The following is a 21,501-nucleotide window of genomic DNA, read 5'->3' as shown; positions in this document are numbered from 1 at the left end:
GTTGTTTGAAGATCAGAAGCAGTTGAAGGTGCTGCCCCCGCCCTGAATCACTTCGACGCAGGTCGCGGCCGGGAGCTGCGCTGCGGGCCGGGCGCGCGGCGCGACCGGCTTGGCAGGCTTGACGGCAGCAGCCACCTTGACCGCAGCGCTGACTGGAACGGCAGCCGGCTCTGAGGTGCCGAACAGCTGGTTCTTGGTGATGCCAGCGGTGCCGACCGGGTCCTTGTCCACCTGGTTGCGCAGCACCAGCGACAGGCTGCCGACACTGCGCGCCAGATCCAGCTTCTCGGCATCCGCAGGACTGAGTTCCAGCGTCACGGCGCTGACCACCTTGGGCTTGGTCTCGTCGCGGCCCGCTTCCTGCGCCACGGCCAGCACCAGCACGTTCTCCAGCACGGTCATGCTGATCTGATGCTGCTGCGTCCCACCGCTCTTGTCCTGCTCGGCGTTGACCAGCACGTCCACATAGTTGCCCGGCAGGGCAAAGCCGGCGACGCCCACCACATCGTTGACGCGCACCGACATGGCCCGCTTGCCCGGAGCGATGATGGCGGCCAGGCCGCCCTTCGTTCCCTCAGGCGCCAGCTTGCCTTCGAGCAGCGCTTCGCCGCGCAGCACGCCGACCTTGATCACGCGGTCCTGCAGACGCTGCATGTCCGTGAAGGCGCCTTCAGGAATCGAGCCGCGCGGCCACTCGGCCGTGCCGAGCATGGTGGGCACCAGCTTGCTGCCCAGAGGAATATCGGTGACCGCGACGACCACCCGGTCGGTGTCCACGCTGCCACGCCGTGCCACCCAGTTCGCCGCATAGACCGCGGCCGCCAGGCTGACGAGCGCCGCCAGAACGAACAGACCCAGAGCTTTGACGTTTTTCATGGGAACTCCCTGCGAAGCTGTTGTGGTTGCTAAATCCAGGTGAACTGCCGGGCGACCAGGAACGCTGCCGTTCCCAGCGCGATGCTGACGCCGTAGGGCAAGCTGCCTACCGACTGCGCCGAACTGGCGCGGGCGTCGGGGCGCATTCCCGCGGCAACGGTCATGGACAGGATCTGCACCGTCTTGAGCGTGTTGCGCAGCAGCCTGCCCACCACGCGATGCCACAGCGCGTAGGCCATGGCCAGCACTCCGCCCACGACAAAGACAAAGAGCACGGCCTGCCAGGTGCCTTCAGGGCCCAGAAAGGCGCCGGACATGGCCATCAGCTTGACGTCGCCGCCGCCCAGAGCGCGCAGCAGATAGAGCGGCAGCATCAGCGCCAGCCCCAGGCCCAGACCGCCCAGGGCCCACAGCAGGCCACCGCCGTGATGGGGTGCGGCCAGGCTGAACAGCAAGCCTGCGGTGGCACCGCCGAATGTCAGCCGGTTGGGAATGCGGCGGCTGCGCAGATCACAGACGGCGGCCGCGAGCAGCAGCAGCAGAAGGGTCAGCGAGCGCGGATCGGCAAACAGCATGCCCACCAGCTCGGCTGCGGCGCGGAGTTCGGAAAATTCCATGGCCAACCTCCATTCGATCGGGTCTGACAAGCGTGTACTTCGTCGCTGGTGAAGGGCTGGGCGCAGGCGCCGATGGGCCGTCATCCAGGCAGTTCGGACACCGGTCCTTGCTTAGAAAAATAGAAACTTTCTATCGATCTTTACAAGTTGTTTTATTTTGAAAAAATCCTATTCCGTTGGTTAGCTTTGTCAATCAAGCTTCTTGCAAATAGCCGATATCTCGCCATGGTTTCTTAGGCCGTTTTTTGTCAGAACCCGCCGACACAAAAAGTGATGAAATCCACGCCACGCCTTGAAAGCTTGCTCCTGATTCAGCGGACTTCCAGTGCCGGAATAAATGCCGCAAACGCGCTGAATCAAGGCCAGAAATCCGTGCACTGGTGACAGATTTTTGCTTTAACCATGCCGCCAACAAGGGGTTTGAACAGCCCTTTTCGGGCGCAATTTCGACTGCATTTTTCAGCAAATGATTGGCTTAGCCTGTGCAATAGCTATGGTGTTAGCAATGAACTATCGGGCTGCGACACCCTGCGCATGGCCGTCGCGGCGCGCTCGCTCGCGCCCCTGCCTCCGGCGCTTCGAAGCCGGGCCGATGGATGTGCTGGCGCATGGGCCGCGCTGCGCTGCGCGGCCGGCGTTTCAACTCGGCAGGTCTGCCAGACTGCGCTGGCTTTCGAACCTGCGGTGCTCGCCCGTGAGCGGATCGACGAAGGCCAGCGAGCGCGCGAGCAGCTGCAGCGGGCGCGAAAAATCGCCTTCCGGCGCGTCGTTGACTTCGGGGTACAGCGTGTCACCGACCAGCGGCAGGCCCAGGGCCGCCATGTGCACGCGCAGCTGATGGCGCTTGCCGCTCACGGGCGTGAGCCGGTAGCGCGCCCAGTCGCCCGCTTGCTCCAGCACCTCGATGCGCGTGAAGCTGTTGGGCTCGCCCGGCACCTGGTGCATGCGAAAGAAGTGACCGCTTTCCTCCATGCGGCTGGCATGTTCGCGCGGAAACGCCAGCTGCGCGCGCCAGGGCGCGACGGCTTCGTAGGTCTTTTCGATCGCGCGCTCGCGAAACAGTCCCTGGTAGAGGCCGCGTGTGGCGCGCTGCACCGAAAACAGCACCAGGCCCGCGGTTTCGCGGTCTATGCGATGGATGGGCGACAGGTCCGGCAGGTCGAACTCGCGCTTGAGGCGCACCAGCAGGCTTTGCTGCAGATAGCGCCCCGCGGGCACCACGGGCAGGAAATGGGGCTTGTCGGCGACAAGAAGGTGCGCGTCGCGCAGCAGCACACTGGCCTGGAACGGGATGGGCGCTTCGTTTTCCAGCGTGCGGTAGTAGTACACGCGCAGCCCGCCGGCCATTGCGCGGTCGGGCAGCACGCGTTGTGCATGCTCATCGACCACATCGCCGGCCTCCATGCGCGCGCGCCAATCGGCGCGCGCTACCACGGGCAGGCGCCGTGCCAGGAAATCGAGCACCAGGCCTTCGACCTGGTGGGGCAGCACGATGCAACTGGGGCTGACGCCATCGCGCAGGGGCAGAACTTTGGGATCGTGCGGGTTGTGCATGGCGGCGTGATTTTAGGGCCTGTTTGGCGCGCCGCTGCCGCCCCTGGGGCGACAAAAGCGTGGCGCAGGCAGCGCAGCGCGCGCGCAACGGACCTTCAGAGGGCATTGCGCTGTAAGCCAATGGCGCGAGCGTCTGCCCCGCGCTTGGATGCGGCCGACTGCAGGGCTAGGATGCATTCATCCTGCAACCGAGGACGGTTGCCCGCGCGAACCTGCGCTATTTCGACGGATTCCCCTTTGCTGCGCATGACCCCAAACCCAGACACCAAGCCCCCCGTACGACGCTATCGCGCCTTGCGCTGGATCGGCGCCCTCTTCGCACTGCTGCTGGCCTTGCTGGTCGCCGCCGTCCTGTTCATCATCTATGCCGATCTGAACCGCTACAAGCCCTGGGTGGAACAGAAAGTCAGCGAAGCCACGGGCCGCAGTTTCACCATCGCCGGGCCGCTGTCGGCCCAATGGCAGTGGCCGCAACCGCTCGATACCGGCTGGCGCCACTGGATCCCTGGCGTCACGTTGCACGCAGAGCAGTTGACGCTGGGCAATCCGGTGGATTTCAGCACCCCAGAAGCACCGCAGCGCGCAGTCACGGGCCTGCCTATCCTGCCGGCGCGCAAGGCGATCGCGGTGCCAGCGCAAGGAAAAGCCGGTCAGGGCGATGCCAAGCCCGCTGCGTCGCAGCCGGTGGCCGACACCGCTGCGCCCGCAGCACGCGACGCCGCGACCATGGCCAGCGTGGCGCGCGCCAGCGCCTCGCTGCGCCTGTGGCCGCTGCTCGCGCGCCAGCTGCAGATCGACACCCTGGTGCTCGATGAACCCGACATCGTGCTGGCTCGGCGCAAGGACGGCAGCAACAACTGGAAGTTCGAACGCCCCGAACCCAGCGCCCGGCCCTGGCAGTTCGACGTGGGCGAGCTGCAGATCAAGCAGGGCTGGCTGGGCTATCTCGATGGCGCGATCGACCTGTCGGTGCGCGCGCGCCTGGCAACCCTCGACGATGCGCCCGCAGACAGCCCCTATGGCCTGGGCTTCGTGCTCACTGGCCGCTATGGCAAGGCCCAGGTCACGGGCCAGGGCAAGGCCGGCCCCGTGCTGAGCCTGCGCGAGAGGAAGGTGGACTATCCGCTGCAGTTCTCGGCGCGTGCCGGCAGCATCGCCGCCACGGCCGAAGGCATTCTGGCCAACCCGGTGGCGCTCTCGGGCCTGGACTTCGACGTCACGCTCGAAGGCTTCAGCATGGCCGACCTCTACCCGCTCACGGGACTGGTGCTGCCCAATACGCCGACCTTCGACACCCGCGGCCATCTGACCGGCAGCCTGGAGCCGGGAAAAGCGGTCTGGAAGTATGAAGACTTCCGCGGCAAGGTCGGACGCAGCGATCTCAAAGGCAACCTCACCTACACCTCGGGCAAGCCGCGCGCCAAGCTCGTCGGCGACATGCGCTCCGAGCAGCTGCGCCTGGCCGACCTGGTGCCCGTGCTCGGCACCTCCGAAGCCAAGGCGCGCAAGGCCCGGGCCACGGGGGGGCGCATCCTGCCCGACAACCCGTTCAACATCGGTCGCTGGAATGCGATGGATCTCGACATCAAGTTCGACGGCAAGCATGTCGTGGGTTCGGAAAACCTGCCCATCGATTCGCTGAGCACCCACGCCGTGCTGCAGGACGGCGTGCTGCGCCTGGAGCCGCTGCGCTTCGGCGTCGCCAAGGGCAAGTTCGATACGGTGGTCGTGCTCGACAGCAACCAGAAACCGCTGCAGGGCGAGATCAAGGGCACGGTGCAGGGGCTCAAGCTCTCGGCGCTGTTCCCCAAGGTCGCGCTGATGGAAAAGAGCCTGGGTCAGATGGATGGCGCGGTCGCGCTCAGCGCCCAGGGCAACTCCATCGCCAAGCTGCTGGGAAGCAGCACGGGCGAGTTCAAGCTCTATGTGCGCGACGGCACCTTGAGCCGCCAGCTGCTGGATCTGGCCGCGCTCAACGTCGGCTCCGTCGTGGTCGCCAAGCTGTTCGGCGACGACAAGGAAGTCAAGCTGCAGTGCGCGGTCGCCGATTTCGCGGTGCGCAAGGGCGTGGCACAGACGCGCGTGGCCAAACTCGCGACGCCCGAAGCCAATGTCGAGGCCACGGGCACCATAGACCTGGCACAGGAGCAGCTCGACCTGCACATCAAGCCTGAATCGCTCGAATGGAAGTTCTTTTCGCTGCGCACGCCGCTTTATGTGCGCGGCCCCTTCTCCAAGCCCAAGGTCGGGCCAGAGGCCGGCCCGCTGCTGCTGCGCGCGGGCGCCGCCGCCGCAGCGATCGCGATCGCGCCGGTCGCGCTGGCCCTGGTGCCCATCACCGTGCCCGGTGCCGAGGACGACGCCAATTGCAGCCAGTTGCTGGCCCAGGGCCGGTCTGCCGTGCAGTCGGGCAGCAAGGGCGCGAAGCAGAAGCCGCGCGCGCGCTGACGCACGGCGGCCGGCGCTAAGCGTCGGCCGCAGCGTCCTCCTGCGGCTGCTCGCCCGCTTCCTGCGCCGCTTCCTGGCTGGCCTGCCGGCCCGCGGCCCGGCACCAGCGCGCCAGCGCATGCTCCATGGGCGTCGCGCCCTCGAGCAGTTGCGGCCAGCGCCGCAGGCAGTTGTTGGCAATCGCTTCGAGCTGCCACACGGCTTCGCGGTGCAGCAGCGCGAGTTCGGCCATGCCTTGCAGATCGTCCTTCAGATAGCCCAGCAGATCGGGCAGCTGCTTGGGGTGGGAGCCGGCCTGGGCCAGCTCCTTTTCGAGCACCTTCAGACGCCCGTCGAGCCAGACCACGGCGCGGTCCACGGGACGCGGCGGCGGCTTGGTCAGCGAGGGCGAAGATACCGGCAGCGCCGCCGGCAACTGCGCGCGCAACTGGGCCCAGCGCGCAAAGGCTTCGCCCAGCAGCGTGGTCATGGTCTGCACTTCATGCAGCAGCGGCCCGATCTCCAGACTGCTGTCGACCTCGCCCGCGAGCAGGGGCAATATCTTGCGCACCAGGTCCGGCGGATAGCGGCGATGGTTCATGCGCAGCATCAAGGACAGGCGCGAAGCCGCCATGTCGGCATACTTTTCGTGGAAGGCGGAAACCACTTCGGCCAGTATCAGCATCTGGCCCATCGCCGAAATCTGCTCGCCCTGCAGGCCGCGCGGATAGCCGCTGCCATCCATGCACTCATGGTGCTCGAGCACCGCGACCTGCACCGACAGCGGGTAGACGCGCTGCTCGCGCAGCACCCACATCGCGGTGACCGAGTGCGCCACCAACTGCTTGCGTTCCTCGGGTGTCAGCTTGTGCTCGGGGTCGGTCCAGCCCGGCGGCATGTAGAGCATGCCGATGTCATGCAGCAGCCCGGCCGCGGCCAGCGGAACGCATTCGCGTTCGGTCCAGCCCGCCTTGACGGCCAGGTACAGCGCCACCAGCATCATCTGCAGGCTGTGGGCATAGAGTTCGGGGCGCTGCTCGCGCATCAGCGTGAGCTTGAACGCAATGGGCCTTGGCAGGGGCATGAAGCGCAGCGGCGTGAGCAGGCGGTCGACGCCGCCGAGTGCGGCGACCAGGCTGCGCACCAGGCCCACGGTTTCGCACTGCACCATGACTTCGGCTTCGATGGACTGTATGCAGACCATGTTGTCGACCATCAGATGGTGGTCTATCGCTTCACGCAGCGGCGCCTGCACCAGCCGGTCATAGAGGCGGCTGTCGATGCGCGCACCGCTTTCGACCAGCTTGATGCCCTTGTCGGTGAAGATCGCGCTGTGCGTGATGACGTTATCGTTTTCGGCCAGTTCCGTGATCGCCCGCAGGAAATGCACGCTGTCGCGCAGATCGTCCGGAACCGCATCCGGATCTGAGAGAGCACTTGTTGACATTCGTTGGATGGTATTGAGACAGACCCTAAATGTAAGCCAATGCATCGCCCATGGAAAACGGCCCTTGCGGGCCGTATGTCAATGCAGCCAGGAAAGCATCAGCGCAGCAGCGTCACGCCGGTCTGGGCCTGGACTTCCTCGAACGCCACGCCTTCGGCCAGCTCGACCACCTTGAGGCCTTCGGGCGTCACATCGAACACGCCCAGGTCGGTGATGATGCGGTCGACCACGGCCACGCCGGTCAGCGGCAAGGTGCACTGCGGCAGGATCTTGAGGTCGGTCGTGCCATCCTTTTTCTTGGCGACATGCTCCATCAGCACGATCACGCGCTTGACGCCGGCCACGAGGTCCATCGCGCCGCCCATGCCCTTGACCATCTTGCCCGGAATCATCCAGTTGGCCAGGTCCCCCTTCTCGCTGACCTGCATTGCGCCGAGAATGGACAGGTTGATCTTGCCGCCGCGGATCATCGCGAACGACTGGTCGCTGCCGAAGATCGCCGAGCCGGGAATGGTGGTGACCGTCTGCTTGCCGGCGTTGATCAGGTCGGCGTCGACCTTGTCTTCGGTCGGAAACGCGCCAATGCCCAGCATGCCGTTCTCCGACTGCAGCCAGACTTCCTTGTCGCCCGTGTGGTTGGCCACCAGCGTCGGAATGCCAATGCCTAGGTTGACGTAGAAGCCGTCTTCGAGTTCCTGCGCCGCGCGCGCGGCCATCTGGTCTTGGGTCCACGCCATGGTCAGGCTCCTTGCTTTGCGGTGATGGTGCGCTTCTCGATGCGCTTTTCGGGATTCGGGTTGTGCACGATGCGGTGCACGTAGATGCCCGGCAGGTGGATGTCGTCGGGCGCGATCTCGCCGATCTCGACGACTTCCTCGACTTCGACGATGCAGATCTTGCCGGCCGTCGCGGCCGCGGGATTGAAGTTGCGCGCCGTCAGGCGGAACTGCAGGTTGCCGCTCTTGTCGGCGCGGTGGGCCTTGACCAGCGACACGTCGGGCACCAGCGAACGCTCCATCACATAGGTTTCGCCGTCGAAATCGCGCAATTCCTTGCCTTCGGCGACCAGCGTGCCCACGCCGGTCTTGGTGAAGAACGCAGGAATGCCCGCGCCGCCCGCGCGCAGCTTCTCGGCCAGCGTGCCCTGGGGCGTGAACTCCAGCTCGAGCTCGCCCGCGAGATACTGGCGCTCGAACTCCTTGTTCTCGCCCACATAGGATGAGATCATCTTCTTGATCTGGCGCGTCTCGAGCAGCTTGCCCAGGCCAAAACCGTCCACGCCCGCGTTGTTGGAGATCACGGTGAGGTTGCGCACCGCGCTGTCGCGCAAGGCATCGATCAGTGCCTCGGGAATGCCGCACAGGCCGAAGCCGCCGACGGCCAGCGTCTGGCCGTCCGCGACCACGCCTTGCAAGGCCTGTTCCGCTGAAGGGTAAAGCTTTTTCACTCTTGTCTCCTGGTAAGGGGTTTGGGCTAGCATACTACGTAGACAACTACGTAGTTTTCCGTAAAGACTAGCACTAGGAACAGGTCATGACTGAAGATTACCGCCTGGCTTTCGACATGGCGCCCGTGGGCCTGGTCATTTCCCGCAACCGCATCATGATGGACTGCAACCAGCAACTGTGCACGATGTTCGGCGCTTCGCGCGAACTGCTGATCGGCCAGTCTTTTCAGGTGCTGTATCCATCGGTGGAAGAGTATGAACGCCTGGGCGAGCGCATTGCGCCCATCATGAGCGCCACGGGCTTGTATTCCGACAGCCGCATCATGCAGCGCGCGACGGGCGAGACTTTCTGGTGCCATGTCTCGGGCCGCACGCTAGAGCGCGGCAACCCGCATGCGGCCGGCGTCTGGAGCTTCGAGGACCTGAGCGCGCAGCGCCCCGTCAAGGCCGGGCTCACCGGCCGCGAGCGCGAAGTCGCGGCGCGGCTGCTCGAAGGCCTGACTTCCAAGGAGATGGGCAAGGCGCTGGGCATCAGCCACCGCACGGTGGAAATCTACCGCGCGCGCCTGATGCGCAAATACGGCGCGGCGACGGCCGCCGACCTGGTGCGAAAACTCGCTCTCGGCTAGTTGGTGTCATAAAAAATCCTATGACGGAGTTCCAAACTTGCAATCGCGCAAGCCACGTCAAATGACTGATTCACCTCAATAATGAACCACACCGATTGCTTTATCTTCATAACGAAAGGCCACGCATGAACAAACTCACGACAGTCGCCGGCGCTCCCGTAGCCAACAACCAGGACTCGATGACCGCGGGTCCGCGCGGACCGATGCTGCTGCAGGATATCTGGCACCTCGAGAAGCTCGCCCACTTCAACCGCGAAGTGATTCCCGAGCGCCGCATGCATGCCAAGGGTTCGGGGGCGTTCGGCACGTTCACCGTCACCGGCGACATCACGCGCTTCACCAAGGCCAAGATCTTTTCGCAGATCGGCAAGACCACCGAAATGTTCGCGCGCTTTTCCACCGTCGCCGGCGAGCGCGGCGCGGCCGATGCCGAGCGCGACATCCGCGGCTTCGCCATGAAGTTCTACACCGAGGAAGGCAACTGGGACATGGTGGGCAACAACACGCCCGTGTTCTTCTTCCGCGACCCGCTCAAGTTCCCCGACCTGAACAAGGCCGTCAAGCGCGATCCGTACACCAACATGCGCTCGGCGGAAAACAACTGGGACTTCTGGACCGGACTGCCCGAAGCCCTGCACCAGATCACCATCGTGATGAGCGACCGCGGCATTCCCAAGGGCTACCGCAACATGCATGGCTTCGGCTCGCACACCTACAGCTTCTACAACGCGCAAAACGAGCGCTTCTACGTGAAGTTCCACTTCGTCTGTCAGCAAGGCATAGAGAACTACACCGACGCCGAAGCCGCGGCCGTGGTGGCCGGCGACCGCGAAAGCTCGCAGCGCGACCTGCTGGGCGCGATCGAGCGCGGCGACTTCCCCAAGTGGAAGCTGTGCGTGCAGGTCATGCCCGAGGCCGAAGCCGAGCATTACCGCTTCCACCCGTTCGACCTGACCAAGGTCTGGAGCAAGAAGGACTATCCGCTGATCGAAGTCGGCATCGTCGAGCTCAACCGCAACTCGCACAACTACCATGCGGATGTCGAGCAGGCCTCGTTCACGCCCGCCAACCTGGTGCCCGGCATAGGCGTCTCGCCCGACCGCATGCTGCAGTCGCGGCTGTTCGCCTACGGCGACGCCGCGCGCTACCGCCTGGGCGTGAACCACCACAGCATTCCGGTCAATGCGCCACGCTGCCCGGTGCACTCCTACCACCGCGACGGCGCAATGCGCGTTGACGGCAACTACGGCGCGACCATTGCCTACGAGCCCAACACCAAGGGAGAATGGCAGGAGCAGCCCGACTTCACGGAGCCGCCACTTGCATTGCATGGCGCGGCCGCGCGCTGGAACTACCGTGACGACGACAACGACTACTTCACCCAGCCCGGCGACCTGTTCCGCCTGCTGACGCCCGACGCCCAGCAGCGGCTGTTCGATAACACGGCGCGCAACATCCACGGCGTGTCCGAGCATATCGTGCAAAAGCACATTGCCCACTGCACCCAGGCCGACCCGGCCTATGGCGCGGGCGTGGCCAAGGCGATTGCCGCGCTCAAGGCCGGCAAGTAAGCGTCCAGCCTGGTGGCTCCAAGCCCCCGTCGGTCCAGGCCGGCGGGGGCTTTTTTTGTCGCGCTCTGCTGGATTGTTCGCATGGCAAAGGGGCGCGCCGCGCACTATGCTGAGGCATCTTCAGGAGAACGCTGACCATGTCCACCCGCTACCCTTTCCCCGATCTCAACGCCCTGCCCGAGGATATCCGCGCGCGCATCCTCGAAGTCCAGGAAAAGGCCGGCTTCATTCCCAACGTGTTCCTCGCGTTCGCGCGCCGGCCCGCCGAATGGCGCGCGTTCTTTGCCTACCACGACGCGCTGATGCTCAAGGAGGAAGGCTCGCTGACCAAGGGCGAGCGCGAGATGATAGTCACCGTCACCAGCGCCGCCAACCAGTGCCTGTATTGCGTGGTCGCGCATGGCGCCATCGTGCGCATCTACGAGAAGAAGCCGCTGCTGGCCGACCAGCTCGCGGTCAACTACCGCAAGGCGCAGATCACGCCGCGCCAGCGCGCCATGCTGGACTTCGCCATGAAAGTCAGCGAGCGCAGCCATGAAATCGACGACGCCGACTTCACGGCGCTGCACGCCCATGGCTTCGATGACGAAGACCTCTGGGACATCGCGGCGATCACCGCGTTCTTCGGGCTGTCGAACCGCATGGCGAGCTTTGCGGGCATGCAGCCCAACGCCGAGTTCTACCTGATGGGCCGCGTTCCCAAGGACAAGCCCGCGGCGCGCACCTGATCGCCCGGCGCCGGCGATCCAGCGAAGACCTCGTGGCGGCGGTTTTCGCGGCAAGGCGCGGGCGCTCAGGTGACGCGTGGGCGCAGCATGAGGTGGCTGGCCATGCCCAGCACCACGCCCCAGAACGCGGCGCCCAGCCCGAACAGCGACATGCCCGAGGCCGTGGCCAGAAAGGCAATCACCGAAGCTTCGAGCGTGCCGCGCTGCTGCGCCAGCAATTCGAGGTTGCTGGCAATTGCGCCGATCAACGCCAGCCCCGCCAACGCGGCAATGAAGGGCGGCGGAAAGGCATTGAACAGCAGCACGATGCTGCCCGCAAACGCCGCGCCGACCAGGTAGAAGATGCCGCTGGCAATGCCCGCGACATAACGCCTGCGCGCATCGGCATGGGCGTCGGCGCCGGTGCACAGCGCGGCGGTGATGGAAGCCAGCACGATGGTGATGCCGCCAAAGCAGGCCACCAGCAGCGAGGCCAGGCCCGTGCCGGTCAGCACGGCGCGCGACGGGGTCTGATAACCCGCAAGCCGCAGCAGGCTCATGCCCGGAAGATACTGGCCGGTCAGGCTCACCAGCAGCAAGGGCACGGTGAAGCTGAAGAAGGCGCTCCAGCCAAACGCCGGCGCGACAAATACCGGGCTGGCCAGCACCGGCGCGAGCATCTGCAACCGCGTGTCGCCCAGCAGCGTCGCCACCGCAAGGCCCACCCCGGCCACCAGCACGATGGCATAGCGCGGCCACAGGCGCCGGCCCAGCAGATAGGCCGCAAGCATCGCCAACACCAGCGGCGCCATGTCGGCGCTGGCGCGAAACGCCTGCGCGCCGAACTGGAACAGGATGCCGGCCAGCATCCCGGCCGCAATGCCTTTGGGAATCAGCCGCACGATGCGCTCGAAGCAGCCCGTGACGCCGATGGCGATGACCAGCACTGCCGTCGTGAGGTAGGCCCCCACCACCTCGGCCATGGATATCTGCGGAAACAGGCTCAACAGCAGCGCCGTTCCCGGCGCCGACCAGGCCGTGATGATGGGCTGGCGCAGCCAGGCGCTCAGCAGCAGGCCGCTGAGCCCCGCGCCCAGGGAAATCGCCCAGATCCACGAGCTCAGCGTCTGCGCGTCCATGCCCCCGGCCTGCGCGGCCTGGATGAAGATCACCAGTGGCCCGCAGTATGAAATCAGCACCGCGAGTGCGCCGGCGACCCAGGCGCTGAGGGAGAAGTCCTTGAAGCTCATTGGCATGCGCAGCGCGGCGGCTTCAGGCCAGCTTGCGCGCACCGACCGCGGGTGGCTGGGCGGCAAGCGTGGGCGCAGCGGCACGCGCGCGATAGACCAGCATGAAGACGCCTATGGCCAGCGCCGCCACCAGGCCGGGAACGGCGAACACCAGGAAGTTCATCTTCAGCGGCAGCGCCGCGGCCATCAGCGAGCCGCCCAGCAGCGGCCCGACAATCGCGCCGATGCGGCCCACGCCCGAAGCCCAGCCAATGCCGGTCGAACGGATTGCCAGCGGATAGAACTGCGCGGTGTTGGCATACAGCAGGATCTGCGTGCCTATGGTGGTGGCGCCCGCAATCACGATCAGCAGATAGAGCATGGGCATGGGGCTGTTGAAGCCCAGCAGCGCAATCGACGCCGTGCCCAGCGCGAAATAGCCGACCATCACCTTGGGCAGGCTGAAACGGTCACCGAGCCAGCCGCCCGCAATCGCGCCGATCACGCCGCCGAAATTGAGCGCCAGCAGGAAGGACAGGCTGGAGCCCAGGCTGTAGCCGGCGCTGGCCATCAGCTTGGGCAGCCAGGAGCCTAGCGCATAGACCATCAGCAGGCAGCAAAAGAACGACAGCCAGATCATGAACGTGCCAAGACTGCGTCCGTCCTTGAACAGGTCCAGCATGGGCGCGCCTGCGCCCTTGGTGCCCGACTGCACCAGTTGCGTGTCCGCAAGATCCAGATGCGGCGCCATCTTCAGCAGCGTGGCGCGGGCTTTCTCATGCTGGCCCTGGCGCAGCATGAAGCCCACCGATTCGGGCAGCTTCCACAGCACGATGGGCAGGATCGCCAGCGGCGCGGCGGCCGCAAAGAACATCGACTGCCAGCCGAACCGCGGCAGCATGTAGATGCCCAGGCCGGCGCACAGCACGCCGCCCAGCGAGTAGCCGCTGAACATGATGGCCACCAGCGTGCTTCGCGAGCGTTTGGGCGCGTACTCGTTCATCAGCGCCACCGCATTGGGCATCAGGCCGCCGCAGCCCAGACCGGCAATGAAGCGGAAGATGCCGAACTCGGTGGGCGTGGCCGCGAAACCGCTGCAGAACGTCGCCAGGCTGAACAGCACAAAGCTGATCGCAATGCCTTTCTTGCGGCCTATGCGGTCGGCCAGCGGACCGAAGATGAACGCGCCGAACATCATGCCGAACAGCGCATAGCTGCCCAGCGCACCCGCCTGCACCGGCGTGAGCTGCCAATGCTGCATCAGCGTGGGCAGCACCGCGCCATAGATGAACAGGTCGTAGCCGTCGAAGATCAGCAGCGTGGCGCACAGCCACATCACCGTCCAGTGAAAGCGCGTGAAACGCGCGTTGTCGATCACCTCGTTCACATCCAATGTCTTCATGTTGTCTCCTGTTGTGCTGGTTTGTTGTCGTTGTCAGCGCTGCGGCGTCAGCCCTGGTCGCCGCCACCGACGGGCAGCACCGTGCCCGTGATGTAGGAAGCCTGGTCGGACGCGAGAAAGAGAATCGCCGCGGCCTGCTCGTCCAGCGAGCCGTAGCGCTTCATCAGGCTGCTGGAGACGGTCTGGTCGACGATCTGCTGGTACCAGGCCTTTTCGGCCGGGCTCTGCTCGGCCGCGTTGCGCGGAATGCGCCGCGGCGGCGCCTCGGTGCCCCCGGGCGCGACCGCATTGATGCGAATGCCGCGCTCGCCGTTCTCGAAGGCCAGGCAGGCGGTCAGCGCATTCACGCCGCCCTTGGCCGCGCCGTAGGGCACGCGGTTGACGCTGCGCGTGGCGATCGACGAGACATTGACGATGGCGCCCTGCTGCTGCGCGACCATGTACGGCAGCACTGCGCGGCAGCCCCACAGCGTGGGAAACAGCGAGCGCCGCACCTCGGCCTCGATTTCCTGCGGCGCGTATTCCTCGTAGGGCTTGGCCCAGATCGTGCCGCCCACGTTGTTGACCAGGATGTCGATGCGGCCGAACCTTTCGTGGGTGCGCTGCGCGGCCTGCTGGGCGCCATCGAACTGCTCCAGGTCCAGCTCCAGCGCCAGCACTTCGGTCAGGGCCTCGAGCCGCGCGCGCAGGTCCTGCACCAGCGGCGAGCGGTCGACCAGCGCCAGCCGCGCGCCCTGCGCCGCGGCCAGTTCGGCCACGCGCTCGCCTATGCCCTGGGCCGCGCCGGTGATCAGCATCACCTTGCCTTCGAATGTCTTCATGGACTGTCTCCGTTCATGCCGCGACCGGCTGGGTCGGGGTGAATTTTTCGTAATGGAAATTGGCCGGCGCAATGCCCGCGGACTTGAAGTGCTGCTGCACCGCGTCCACCATGGGCGGCGGGCCGCACAGATAGACATCGACATCGCCGCCGTGCAGCACCGCGGCCGGCATGTGCTGGGTCACATAGCCCTGGCGCTCGTGCGTGGTCGCGGCATCGGCCACGCAGGTGCTGAATGTGAAGCCGGGAATGCGCTGGGCGTACTCGACAAGCCTGTCGACCAGCACCAGATCCTGGTCGCGCGTGACGCCGTAGATCAGGTGCACGGGCTGGTCCGTGCCCTTCAGCGCCAGCACTTCGAGCATGGAGAGAAACGGCGCCAGACCCGTGCCGCCAGCGAGCAGCAGCAGCGGCCGGGTCACGGCGCGCAGGTAGAAGCTGCCCAGCGGACCGGTCATCTCCAGCGCCTGCCCGGCCTGGGCGGCCTGCAGCCAGGAGCTCATCAGCCCGCCCGGCACCTGCTTGACCAGAAAGCCCATGCGGCCTGCGCCCGGCAGCGAGCTGAACGAATAGGAACGGTGCTGGCTGCTGCCGGGCACGCCGATGTTGACGTACTGCCCGGGCAGGAACACCGGCGCCGCGTCCGGCGCGTCCAGCACCAGCTCGTAGGCCGCGTCACCCAGGCGCGCCACCTGCGCCACCGAGGCCGCGAACTGCGCGGTGGCGGTCTTGCAGGCCGTGGACGACATGGGCACCGAGATCACGCAGTCGGAGCGCGGCACCATCTGGCAGGTCAGCACCAGGCCCGCGCCGGCCTCCTCCTCGGTCAGCGCCTCGTCGATGTACTCGTCGCCCAGGTCATAGCTGCCGGCCTCGGCGCGGCACTTGCAGGTGCCGCAGACGCCGTCCGAGCAGTCCATGGGCAGGTTGATGCGATTGCGAAACGCCGAATCAAGCACTTTTTCGTTGGCGCCGCAGTCGATGAAGCGCGTGACGCCGTCCTCGAAATTCAGCGCGATGCGATAGCTGGTCATCGTCAATCCTTTCGTGTCAGATGTGATAGATGTCGATGACCTGGCGGATGTAGTCGTCCTTGAGGACGATCTTCTTGCGCAGGATCAGATAGCTGCCGTCCGCGTCCTTCTTCAAGGTCACGAAGATGGTGCCGAAGAACTGGTCGGTCGCCTTGTAGCGGTGGCTCAGCGTGTGGAAGTTGTAGCGCACGTCCACCTGATCGCCGCGCTCGTCAAGCACTTCCACATTGCTCAGCATGTGGCAGGTGCGCGGCTCGGGCATGGACGCGCTCGAGCGCTCGGTCTGGATGCGGAACACCCGGTCTTCCAGGCCGTTGCGGTTGGGGTAATAGATCAGCGAGATCTCGCGGTGCGGGTCCTCGGTCAACTTGTCGTCGTCGTCCCAGGCGGGCATCCAGTATTCGGCTTCGGGCGCATACAGCGCCAGCCAGGGCTCCCATTCGCGATCGTCGAGGTGGCGCGCTTCCCGGTAGAGGAAGGCGCAGATGCTGGCGTGTTCCGCGCTCATTACAGGTCTCCTTCGCGCTCGGACTTCACCGCGCGGCGCATGGATTCGGCCCAGTAGTCGTGCTGGCACACGAACAGCCCCTCGTCCTCGCTGCGCCCGCCGCTGATCAGCGGCTTCATTCCCATGCGCTGCGCGTTCTCGTCGGCGCCCTGGACCCACAGCGGCGCGCCGCGGCTCAGGTCGTTCCACGGTGCGGCCTTGCCTGCGTAGCCGGTCTGGCAGGAGCGGAACTCCTCCAGATCGTCGGCCGTGCCCATGCCCGAGACGTTGAAGAAATCCTCATACTGGCGGATGCGCAGCGCGCGGTCCTCGGCGCTCTCGCCCTTGGGCGCGAAGCAGTAGATGGTGATTTCGGTCTTGTCGACGCTGATCGGGCGCGTGACCCGGATCTGCGTGGAGAACTGGTCCATCAGATAGACATTGGGATAGAGGCACAGGTTGCGCGTCTGGCCGACGATGAAGTTGGCCGTATCCTCGCCCAGGCGCTGGGCAAGCTCCTCGCGGCGGTGGTAGACCGGACGCACCTCGGGGTTCATGGTCTGGGTCCACAGCAGGATATGGCCGTGCTCGAAGCCGTAGACGCCGCCCACGCTCTTGCTCCAGCCGTTGGCGTCGACCGCCTTGGTGCCGCCGTCCTTGCGCCGGCCCATGGTCGCGGCGTAGTTCCAGTGCACGGAGCTGACGTGGTAGCCGTCGCTGCCGTTTTCCATCTGCAGCTTCCAGTTGCCGTCATAGGTGTAGCTGGAATTGCCGCGCAGCACTTCCAGGCCCTCGGGCGCCTGGTCGACGATCTGGTCGATGATGACCCGGGTCTCGCCCAGATAATCCGCCAGCGGCAGCACGTCGGCGTTGAGGCTGCCGAACAGAAAGCCCTTGTAGCTTTCGAAGCGCGCCACCTTCTTGAGATCGTGCGAGCCTTGCGTGTTGAACTGCACCGGGTACTCGGTGGTCTTCTCGTCCTTGACCTTGAGCAGCTTGCCGGTATTGCTGAACGTCCAGCCGTGGAACGGACAGGTGAAGCTGCCCTTGTTGCCGTGCTTCTTGCGGCACAGCATCGCGCCGCGGTGGGCGCAGGCGTTGATCACGGCGTTGAGCTGGCCGTCCTTGCCGCGCGTGATGACCACCGGCTGGCGGCCTATGGTGGTGGTGAAGTAGTCGTTGATCGCGGGAATCTGGCTCTCGTGCGCGAGATAGACCCAGTTGCCTTCGAAGATGTGCTTCATCTCCAGCTCGAAAAGCGCGGGGTCGGTGAAGATGTCGCGACGGCAGCGAAAGACACCGCTGTCCTTGTCGTCCTGCAGGGCCGAGTCCAGCAGTTTTTCGACTTCACCGTAGCGATCTGTTGATGCGGTGGTGTTCATGGGAATTTCCTTGGGGTGGGTTCATCCGCCGCGATGCCCATCGCGGTCGGTAGCTGCAGACAGGCCCCGCATGGGGCTGGGGGCAATGGCTTCAGGCCGCCAGACGCGCGCGCTCGACGATCTGGTTGTCGACGCCGTCGACCAGCGCGCTGAGCGTGATGTCGAACGCGATCTCGGCAAACGGGCCGCTCAGGCCGTTGCGCTCGATGCTGTCCGCATCGCTGCGCTCGACCAGCGGCGGCACCAGGCCTTCGCGCGTGGCATAGGCGAAGTCGTCATACACCAGCGGATCGCCATCGATGTTGATCTGCGTGGTCAGCTTGCGGTGGCCTTCGGCGCTGACGAAGAAGTGGATGTGCGCGGGGCGGTTGCCATGGCGGCCGAGCTGGTTGAGCAGCGCCTGCGTCGGGCCGTCGGGCGGGCAGCCATAGCCCACGGGCACGATGCTCTGGAAGCGATAGCAGCCCTGCGCATCGGTGACGATGGTGCGGCGCATGTTGAACGGCTTTTGTTCGCCGGTAGGGTCGAAGTGCGAATAGAAACCCTTGGTGTTCGCGTGCCAGACTTCCACCGTCGCGCCGGGCAGCGGCCGGCCGTCGGCCCCGTGCACCGTGCCGTGCATGATCAGCGTGTGGCCGTTGGCGTCGCTGCCGTCGTCCAGGCGCGCGAAGCCCTGCTCCACGGGTGCGCCGGCGACATACAGCGGGCCTTCGATGGTGCGCGGCGTGCCGTTGGCCACGCCCAGCGCCGCGTCTTCGGCATCCATGCGCATGTCGAAGTAGCGGTCCAGGCCCAGGCCGGGCGACAGCAGGCCGGCTTCGCCGCGCGCGCCCAGCTGGTTCAGATAGGCAACGCCGGCCCAGTACTCGTCGGACGTGATGTCCAGGTCTTCGATGGTCTTGAACAGGTCGCTGAGGATGCGGTGGATGATGGCCTTGGTGCGGGCATTGCCGCCTGGCTGGTCGAGGCCGCTGGCCAGGCGCAGAAAGTCCTGGACTTCGGGGGTGTGAAAGATTTGCGTGCTCATCGTGGTCTCCTGAACGGGGGTTTGTTGTGATCTGAAAGGCTTGGCTGTGCCCGCGGCGTCAGGCAAAGGTCGGGACGCTGACGCGCGTGCGGTCGCGGCGGAAGTGGCGCACGCGGTCTTCGTCCAGCGCGATTCCCAGCCCCGGGCCGGCGGGAAGCGTGAGGTGGAAATCCTTGTATTCCAGCGGCTGGGTCAGGATTTCCTCGGTCAGCAGCAGCGGGCCGAACAGCTCGGTGCCCCACTGCAGCGCACGGAAGGTGGAGAACACCTGGGCCGAGGCAATGGTGCCGAACGCGCCTTCGAGCATGGTGCCGCCGTACAGCTCGATCTGCGCCGCATCGGCGATGGCCGCGACCTGCTGCGCGGCCTGCAGGCCGCCCGACTGCTCGGTCTTGATGGCAAACACATCGGCCGCGGCGTTGCGCGCCAGGGAAAAGGCCGTCGCCGGGCCCATCAGCGATTCATCGGCCATGAGCGCGATCGGGAACCTGCCCTTGAGACGGGCCAGGGCCTCGGCGCTGGCCACGGGTTGCTCGGCCAGCTCGCAGCCGGCATCGACCAGGCCGGCCAGGCCGTACTGGGCCTGCAGCTCGGTCCAGGCCATGTTCACATCGACGCGCACCGCGGCCTGCTCGCCCAGCGCCTGCTTGATTGCCGCCACATGGGCGATGTCCTCGCGCACCGGCTTGCGGCCGATCTTGAGCTTGAAGATGCGGTGCCGGCGCTGGTCCAGCATGCGCTGCGCCTCGTCGATGTCCTTGGCCGTGTCGCCGGACGCCAGCGTCCAGGCGACGGGCAACTGGTCGCGCAGGCGCCCGCCCAGCAGCTCGGACACCGGCAGGCCCACGCGCTGGCCCAGCGCGTCGAACAGCGCCGTTTCGACGGCGCACTTGGCAAAGCGGTTCTCGCGTATGCCCCGGTCGAGCCCGGCCATCACGGCCGCCACGCGGTTGGCGTTGGCGCCCAGCAACTGGGGCGTGAAATAGGTATCGATCGCCAGCTTCATGCCTTCGGGCGACTCGCCGCCGTAGGCCAGGCCGCCAATCGTCGTGCCTTCGCCCACCCCGACCGTGCCGTCCGCGCAGTGGATGCGCACCAGCATCAGGGTCTGGCCGCTCATCACGGCCATGGAGAGCTTGTGGGGACGAATCGTCGGCAGGTCGACCAGCATGGTCTCGACCTTTTCGATGATCACGGGCGCGGCAGCGACAGCGCCGGGCTGCGAGAAGCGGGATGAATGTTGCATGCCTCCATTGGAATCCTGGCCCCGCGCAGCACGCCAACACCAAATCAATCTAGTTCGATACCTTTTCCATATAATTCACAGAACACGCATTGCAAAACAATGACTTACGGCTTAAAAATCATCAACCATATCGTTTTCCCTTATGGATCTACGCCAGCTGCGCTACTTCGTCGCCGTCGCCAATACGCGCAATTTCACGCGTGCCGCGGAACAGATGCACATCGCCCAGCCCCCGCTGAGCCGCCAGATCCAGCTGCTCGAAGAGGAGCTGGGCGTGCAGCTGGTACTGCGCAACAGCCGGCCCGTGGCACTGACCGAAGCCGGCAGGCTGTTTTACGAGCAGTCGCTGCAGGTGCTGCAGCGCGTCGATCAGATGAAGACCGGCATGCGCCAGGCGGGCCGCAACCTGCGCCAGTCGATCTCCATAGGCTATGTGGGCTCCACGCTGTACGGCGGCCTGCCGATGCTGGTGCGGATGTTCCGCCAGAAGTATCCGGACACCGACGTGCACCTGGTCGACCTGAGTTCGGTGCAGCAGATCACCGAGCTCAAGTCGGGCCGCATCGACCTGGGATTCGGCCGCATCAGGACGCGTGACACCTCGGTGGCGCGCTCGGTGCTGCGCGAGGAAAGGCTGGTGCTGGCGCTGGCACCGAGTTCACCGCTGGCCGCCAGCAGCGGCCCGGTGCGGCTGAGCGAGATCGCGAACCAGCACCTGATCGTGTTTCCCAAGGAGCCCCGGCCCAGCTACGCCGACCACGTGCTGGGCCTGCTGCACGAGCAGGCAGTGCCGCTGGCCCAGGTGCATGAAGTGCGCGAGCTGCAGGCCGCGCTCGGGCTGGTGGCCTGCGAAATCGGCGTGTGCATAGTGCCGGCCGCGGCCCGGCTGCGCTCCGACCTGGTCTACCGCCTGATCGAGGACGAGCAGGCGACCTCGCCCATCATCCTGAGCCACCGCCTCAACGACGACTCCTGGTACATCCCCGCGATCAAGGAGCTGATCGCGCTGATGTATACGCAAAATCCCCCCTGGCTCGATTTTCAGACCAACGCCTTTCCCAGCGGCAAGACGGCGCCCGACGAAGACCGGGAAACCCCGCCGGCACCAGCGCCCAGGCCGCGCGGCAGGAAAAAAGCCGGTCCTTGACGCTCATTCGCTCACCAGCGCGCGCATCCAATCCGGCAGCGGGCTGGCTTTTTGCAGCGCCGCATCGACCCAGATCACGGTCGCGCCGCCGGCCGCGCAAATCAAACCCGGCTGGCTTTCGCGCTCTATCGTGCACCAGCTCTCGAACGTGCAGCGACCCGGGTCGCTGACATAGGTGGTCAGCAGCAGCTGGTCGGGATGGGCCAGCTGCTGGTAGAAATTGCAGAACGCATTGACGATCACCGGCCCCTGGCCTTGCGGCGCCGGCTGACAGCCGATGGCGCACATCCACTCGATGCGCGCCGTCTCCATATAGCGAAAATACTGGCTGTTGTTGACATGGCCCATGGCGTCCATGTCGCCCCAGCGCACTGGAAAGCGCAGCTCGTGGACCCGTTTCTTGTTCTGCGGAATTTCAATTTTCATCGGATATCCTGGTTATTCGGCATGCC

Annotated in this window: 21 protein-coding genes; 5 read left to right on the top strand and 16 right to left on the bottom strand. The window is 65.6% G+C overall.

Annotated features, from left to right (window positions below; translation table 11 throughout):
- Positions 1-12 precede the first annotated feature (12 nt).
- The 4 genes from cpaB to ACSVDO_RS09830 all read right to left on the bottom strand — a co-directional run bounded on the left by cpaB (position 13) and on the right by ACSVDO_RS09830 (position 3,047).
- Positions 13-876 carry a Flp pilus assembly protein CpaB gene (gene cpaB, locus ACSVDO_RS09845; protein WP_332683299.1) on the bottom strand — a complete coding sequence of 288 codons (864 nt, stop codon included), beginning with the start codon at positions 874-876 and terminating at the stop codon, positions 13-15.
- A 29-nt stretch (positions 877-905) separates the two neighbouring features.
- On the bottom strand, positions 906-1,493 hold the full coding sequence (locus tag ACSVDO_RS09840; protein ID WP_489596186.1) for an A24 family peptidase: 588 nt from the start codon (positions 1,491-1,493) through the stop codon (positions 906-908).
- Positions 1,494-1,686: 193 nt separating this feature from the next.
- Complete coding sequence (locus ACSVDO_RS09835; protein WP_489596184.1) at positions 1,687-1,959, bottom strand: hypothetical protein; 273 nt, start codon at positions 1,957-1,959, stop codon at positions 1,687-1,689.
- A gap of 173 nt (positions 1,960-2,132) precedes the next feature.
- Entirely contained in the window at positions 2,133-3,047 is a 915-nt protein-coding gene (locus tag ACSVDO_RS09830) for a pseudouridine synthase (protein ID WP_332537705.1), read from the bottom strand.
- A 246-nt stretch (positions 3,048-3,293) separates the two neighbouring features.
- On the opposite strand from ACSVDO_RS09830, the gene ACSVDO_RS09825 reads away from it, so the two are divergent.
- Positions 3,294-5,495 (top strand): AsmA family protein, encoded by a 2,202-nt coding sequence (locus ACSVDO_RS09825; protein WP_489596183.1) that lies wholly within the window; start codon positions 3,294-3,296, stop codon positions 5,493-5,495.
- Between the two features lie 16 nt (positions 5,496-5,511).
- On the opposite strand, the gene ACSVDO_RS09820 is transcribed toward ACSVDO_RS09825, so the two are convergent.
- From ACSVDO_RS09820 to ACSVDO_RS09810, 3 genes are all read right to left on the bottom strand, one after another.
- Positions 5,512-6,921 (bottom strand): HD-GYP domain-containing protein, encoded by a 1,410-nt coding sequence (locus ACSVDO_RS09820; RefSeq protein WP_489596181.1) that lies wholly within the window; start codon positions 6,919-6,921, stop codon positions 5,512-5,514.
- A 98-nt stretch (positions 6,922-7,019) separates the two neighbouring features.
- A complete protein-coding gene (locus ACSVDO_RS09815; protein WP_332537708.1) occupies positions 7,020-7,658 on the bottom strand; it encodes a 3-oxoacid CoA-transferase subunit B in 639 nt (212 codons plus the stop codon).
- Positions 7,659-7,660: 2 nt separating this feature from the next.
- Entirely contained in the window at positions 7,661-8,368 is a 708-nt protein-coding gene (locus tag ACSVDO_RS09810; protein WP_332548890.1) for a CoA transferase subunit A, read from the bottom strand.
- Between the two features lie 86 nt (positions 8,369-8,454).
- Between ACSVDO_RS09810 and ACSVDO_RS09805 the strand changes: the two genes are divergently transcribed.
- The 3 genes from ACSVDO_RS09805 (at position 8,455) to ACSVDO_RS09795 (ending at position 11,296) form a co-directional block, all read left to right on the top strand.
- Entirely contained in the window at positions 8,455-8,997 is a 543-nt protein-coding gene (locus ACSVDO_RS09805; RefSeq protein ID WP_332540265.1) for a PAS and helix-turn-helix domain-containing protein, read from the top strand.
- A 125-nt stretch (positions 8,998-9,122) separates the two neighbouring features.
- Complete coding sequence (locus ACSVDO_RS09800; protein ID WP_489596178.1) at positions 9,123-10,568, top strand: catalase; 1,446 nt, start codon at positions 9,123-9,125, stop codon at positions 10,566-10,568.
- Between the two features lie 137 nt (positions 10,569-10,705).
- On the top strand, positions 10,706-11,296 hold the full coding sequence (locus ACSVDO_RS09795) for a peroxidase-related enzyme (protein ID WP_489596176.1): 591 nt from the start codon (positions 10,706-10,708) through the stop codon (positions 11,294-11,296).
- Positions 11,297-11,361: 65 nt separating this feature from the next.
- On the opposite strand, the gene ACSVDO_RS09790 is transcribed toward ACSVDO_RS09795, so the two are convergent.
- The 8 genes from ACSVDO_RS09790 to ACSVDO_RS09755 form a co-directional block, all read right to left on the bottom strand.
- Entirely contained in the window at positions 11,362-12,525 is a 1,164-nt protein-coding gene (locus ACSVDO_RS09790) for a benzoate/H(+) symporter BenE family transporter (RefSeq protein WP_489596376.1), read from the bottom strand.
- Positions 12,526-12,547: 22 nt separating this feature from the next.
- Positions 12,548-13,906 carry an MFS transporter gene (locus ACSVDO_RS09785; protein WP_332534302.1) on the bottom strand — a complete coding sequence of 453 codons (1,359 nt, stop codon included), beginning with the start codon at positions 13,904-13,906 and terminating at the stop codon, positions 12,548-12,550.
- A 47-nt stretch (positions 13,907-13,953) separates the two neighbouring features.
- Positions 13,954-14,727, bottom strand: a complete 774-nt coding sequence (locus ACSVDO_RS09780; protein ID WP_489596174.1) for a 1,6-dihydroxycyclohexa-2,4-diene-1-carboxylate dehydrogenase — start codon at positions 14,725-14,727, stop codon at positions 13,954-13,956.
- A 13-nt stretch (positions 14,728-14,740) separates the two neighbouring features.
- Complete coding sequence (gene benC / locus ACSVDO_RS09775) at positions 14,741-15,760, bottom strand: benzoate 1,2-dioxygenase electron transfer component BenC (RefSeq protein WP_489596172.1); 1,020 nt, start codon at positions 15,758-15,760, stop codon at positions 14,741-14,743.
- A 16-nt stretch (positions 15,761-15,776) separates the two neighbouring features.
- Positions 15,777-16,268, bottom strand: a complete 492-nt coding sequence (gene benB, locus ACSVDO_RS09770; RefSeq protein ID WP_489596170.1) for a benzoate 1,2-dioxygenase small subunit — start codon at positions 16,266-16,268, stop codon at positions 15,777-15,779.
- On the bottom strand, positions 16,268-17,629 hold the full coding sequence (locus tag ACSVDO_RS09765; RefSeq protein ID WP_489596169.1) for a Rieske 2Fe-2S domain-containing protein: 1,362 nt from the start codon (positions 17,627-17,629) through the stop codon (positions 16,268-16,270). Before ACSVDO_RS09765 ends, benB begins: the two co-directional genes overlap by 1 nt.
- A gap of 91 nt (positions 17,630-17,720) precedes the next feature.
- Positions 17,721-18,656: a catechol 1,2-dioxygenase gene (gene catA, locus ACSVDO_RS09760; protein WP_489596167.1), complete on the bottom strand. Its 936-nt coding sequence runs from the start codon at positions 18,654-18,656 to the stop codon at positions 17,721-17,723.
- Between the two features lie 58 nt (positions 18,657-18,714).
- Positions 18,715-19,902, bottom strand: a complete 1,188-nt coding sequence (locus ACSVDO_RS09755; protein ID WP_489596165.1) for a muconate/chloromuconate family cycloisomerase — start codon at positions 19,900-19,902, stop codon at positions 18,715-18,717.
- 142 nt (positions 19,903-20,044) lie between these two features.
- Here ACSVDO_RS09755 and ACSVDO_RS09750 point away from each other — a divergent pair, with 142 nt between their 5' ends.
- Entirely contained in the window at positions 20,045-21,049 is a 1,005-nt protein-coding gene (locus ACSVDO_RS09750) for a LysR family transcriptional regulator (protein ID WP_332534289.1), read from the top strand.
- A 3-nt stretch (positions 21,050-21,052) separates the two neighbouring features.
- Here the strand turns inward: ACSVDO_RS09750 and ACSVDO_RS09745 are convergent, their stop codons facing one another.
- Entirely contained in the window at positions 21,053-21,475 is a 423-nt protein-coding gene (locus tag ACSVDO_RS09745; RefSeq protein WP_332549607.1) for an acyl-CoA thioesterase, read from the bottom strand.
- Positions 21,476-21,501: the final 26 nt, after the last annotated feature.

This window comes from Comamonas sp. DB36 (assembly GCF_057914905.1).
The sequence above is the reverse complement of the archived record's forward strand: the minus strand, read 5'-3'. Positions and strand labels throughout refer to the sequence as shown.

Coding starts and splice junctions, on each gene's coding strand:
- ACSVDO_RS09830 (WP_332537705.1), bottom strand. CDS start 3,047: ATGCACAACCCGCACGATCCCAAAGTTCTGCCCCTGCGCGATGGCGTC.
- ACSVDO_RS09815 (WP_332537708.1), bottom strand. CDS start 7,658: ATGGCGTGGACCCAAGACCAGATGGCCGCGCGCGCGGCGCAGGAACTC.
- ACSVDO_RS09745 (WP_332549607.1), bottom strand. CDS start 21,475: ATGAAAATTGAAATTCCGCAGAACAAGAAACGGGTCCACGAGCTGCGC.
- ACSVDO_RS09750 (WP_332534289.1), top strand. CDS start 20,045: ATGGATCTACGCCAGCTGCGCTACTTCGTCGCCGTCGCCAATACGCGC.
- ACSVDO_RS09755 (WP_489596165.1), bottom strand. CDS start 19,902: ATGCAACATTCATCCCGCTTCTCGCAGCCCGGCGCTGTCGCTGCCGCG.
- benC (WP_489596172.1), bottom strand. CDS start 15,760: ATGACCAGCTATCGCATCGCGCTGAATTTCGAGGACGGCGTCACGCGC.
- ACSVDO_RS09785 (WP_332534302.1), bottom strand. CDS start 13,906: ATGAAGACATTGGATGTGAACGAGGTGATCGACAACGCGCGTTTCACG.
- ACSVDO_RS09840 (WP_489596186.1), bottom strand. CDS start 1,493: ATGGAATTTTCCGAACTCCGCGCCGCAGCCGAGCTGGTGGGCATGCTG.
- ACSVDO_RS09795 (WP_489596176.1), top strand. CDS start 10,706: ATGTCCACCCGCTACCCTTTCCCCGATCTCAACGCCCTGCCCGAGGAT.
- cpaB (WP_332683299.1), bottom strand. CDS start 876: ATGAAAAACGTCAAAGCTCTGGGTCTGTTCGTTCTGGCGGCGCTCGTC.
- ACSVDO_RS09825 (WP_489596183.1), top strand. CDS start 3,294: ATGACCCCAAACCCAGACACCAAGCCCCCCGTACGACGCTATCGCGCC.
- ACSVDO_RS09765 (WP_489596169.1), bottom strand. CDS start 17,629: ATGAACACCACCGCATCAACAGATCGCTACGGTGAAGTCGAAAAACTG.
- ACSVDO_RS09790 (WP_489596376.1), bottom strand. CDS start 12,525: ATGAGCTTCAAGGACTTCTCCCTCAGCGCCTGGGTCGCCGGCGCACTC.
- catA (WP_489596167.1), bottom strand. CDS start 18,656: ATGAGCACGCAAATCTTTCACACCCCCGAAGTCCAGGACTTTCTGCGC.
- ACSVDO_RS09780 (WP_489596174.1), bottom strand. CDS start 14,727: ATGAAGACATTCGAAGGCAAGGTGATGCTGATCACCGGCGCGGCCCAG.
- ACSVDO_RS09805 (WP_332540265.1), top strand. CDS start 8,455: ATGACTGAAGATTACCGCCTGGCTTTCGACATGGCGCCCGTGGGCCTG.
- ACSVDO_RS09800 (WP_489596178.1), top strand. CDS start 9,123: ATGAACAAACTCACGACAGTCGCCGGCGCTCCCGTAGCCAACAACCAG.
- ACSVDO_RS09820 (WP_489596181.1), bottom strand. CDS start 6,921: ATGTCAACAAGTGCTCTCTCAGATCCGGATGCGGTTCCGGACGATCTG.
- benB (WP_489596170.1), bottom strand. CDS start 16,268: ATGAGCGCGGAACACGCCAGCATCTGCGCCTTCCTCTACCGGGAAGCG.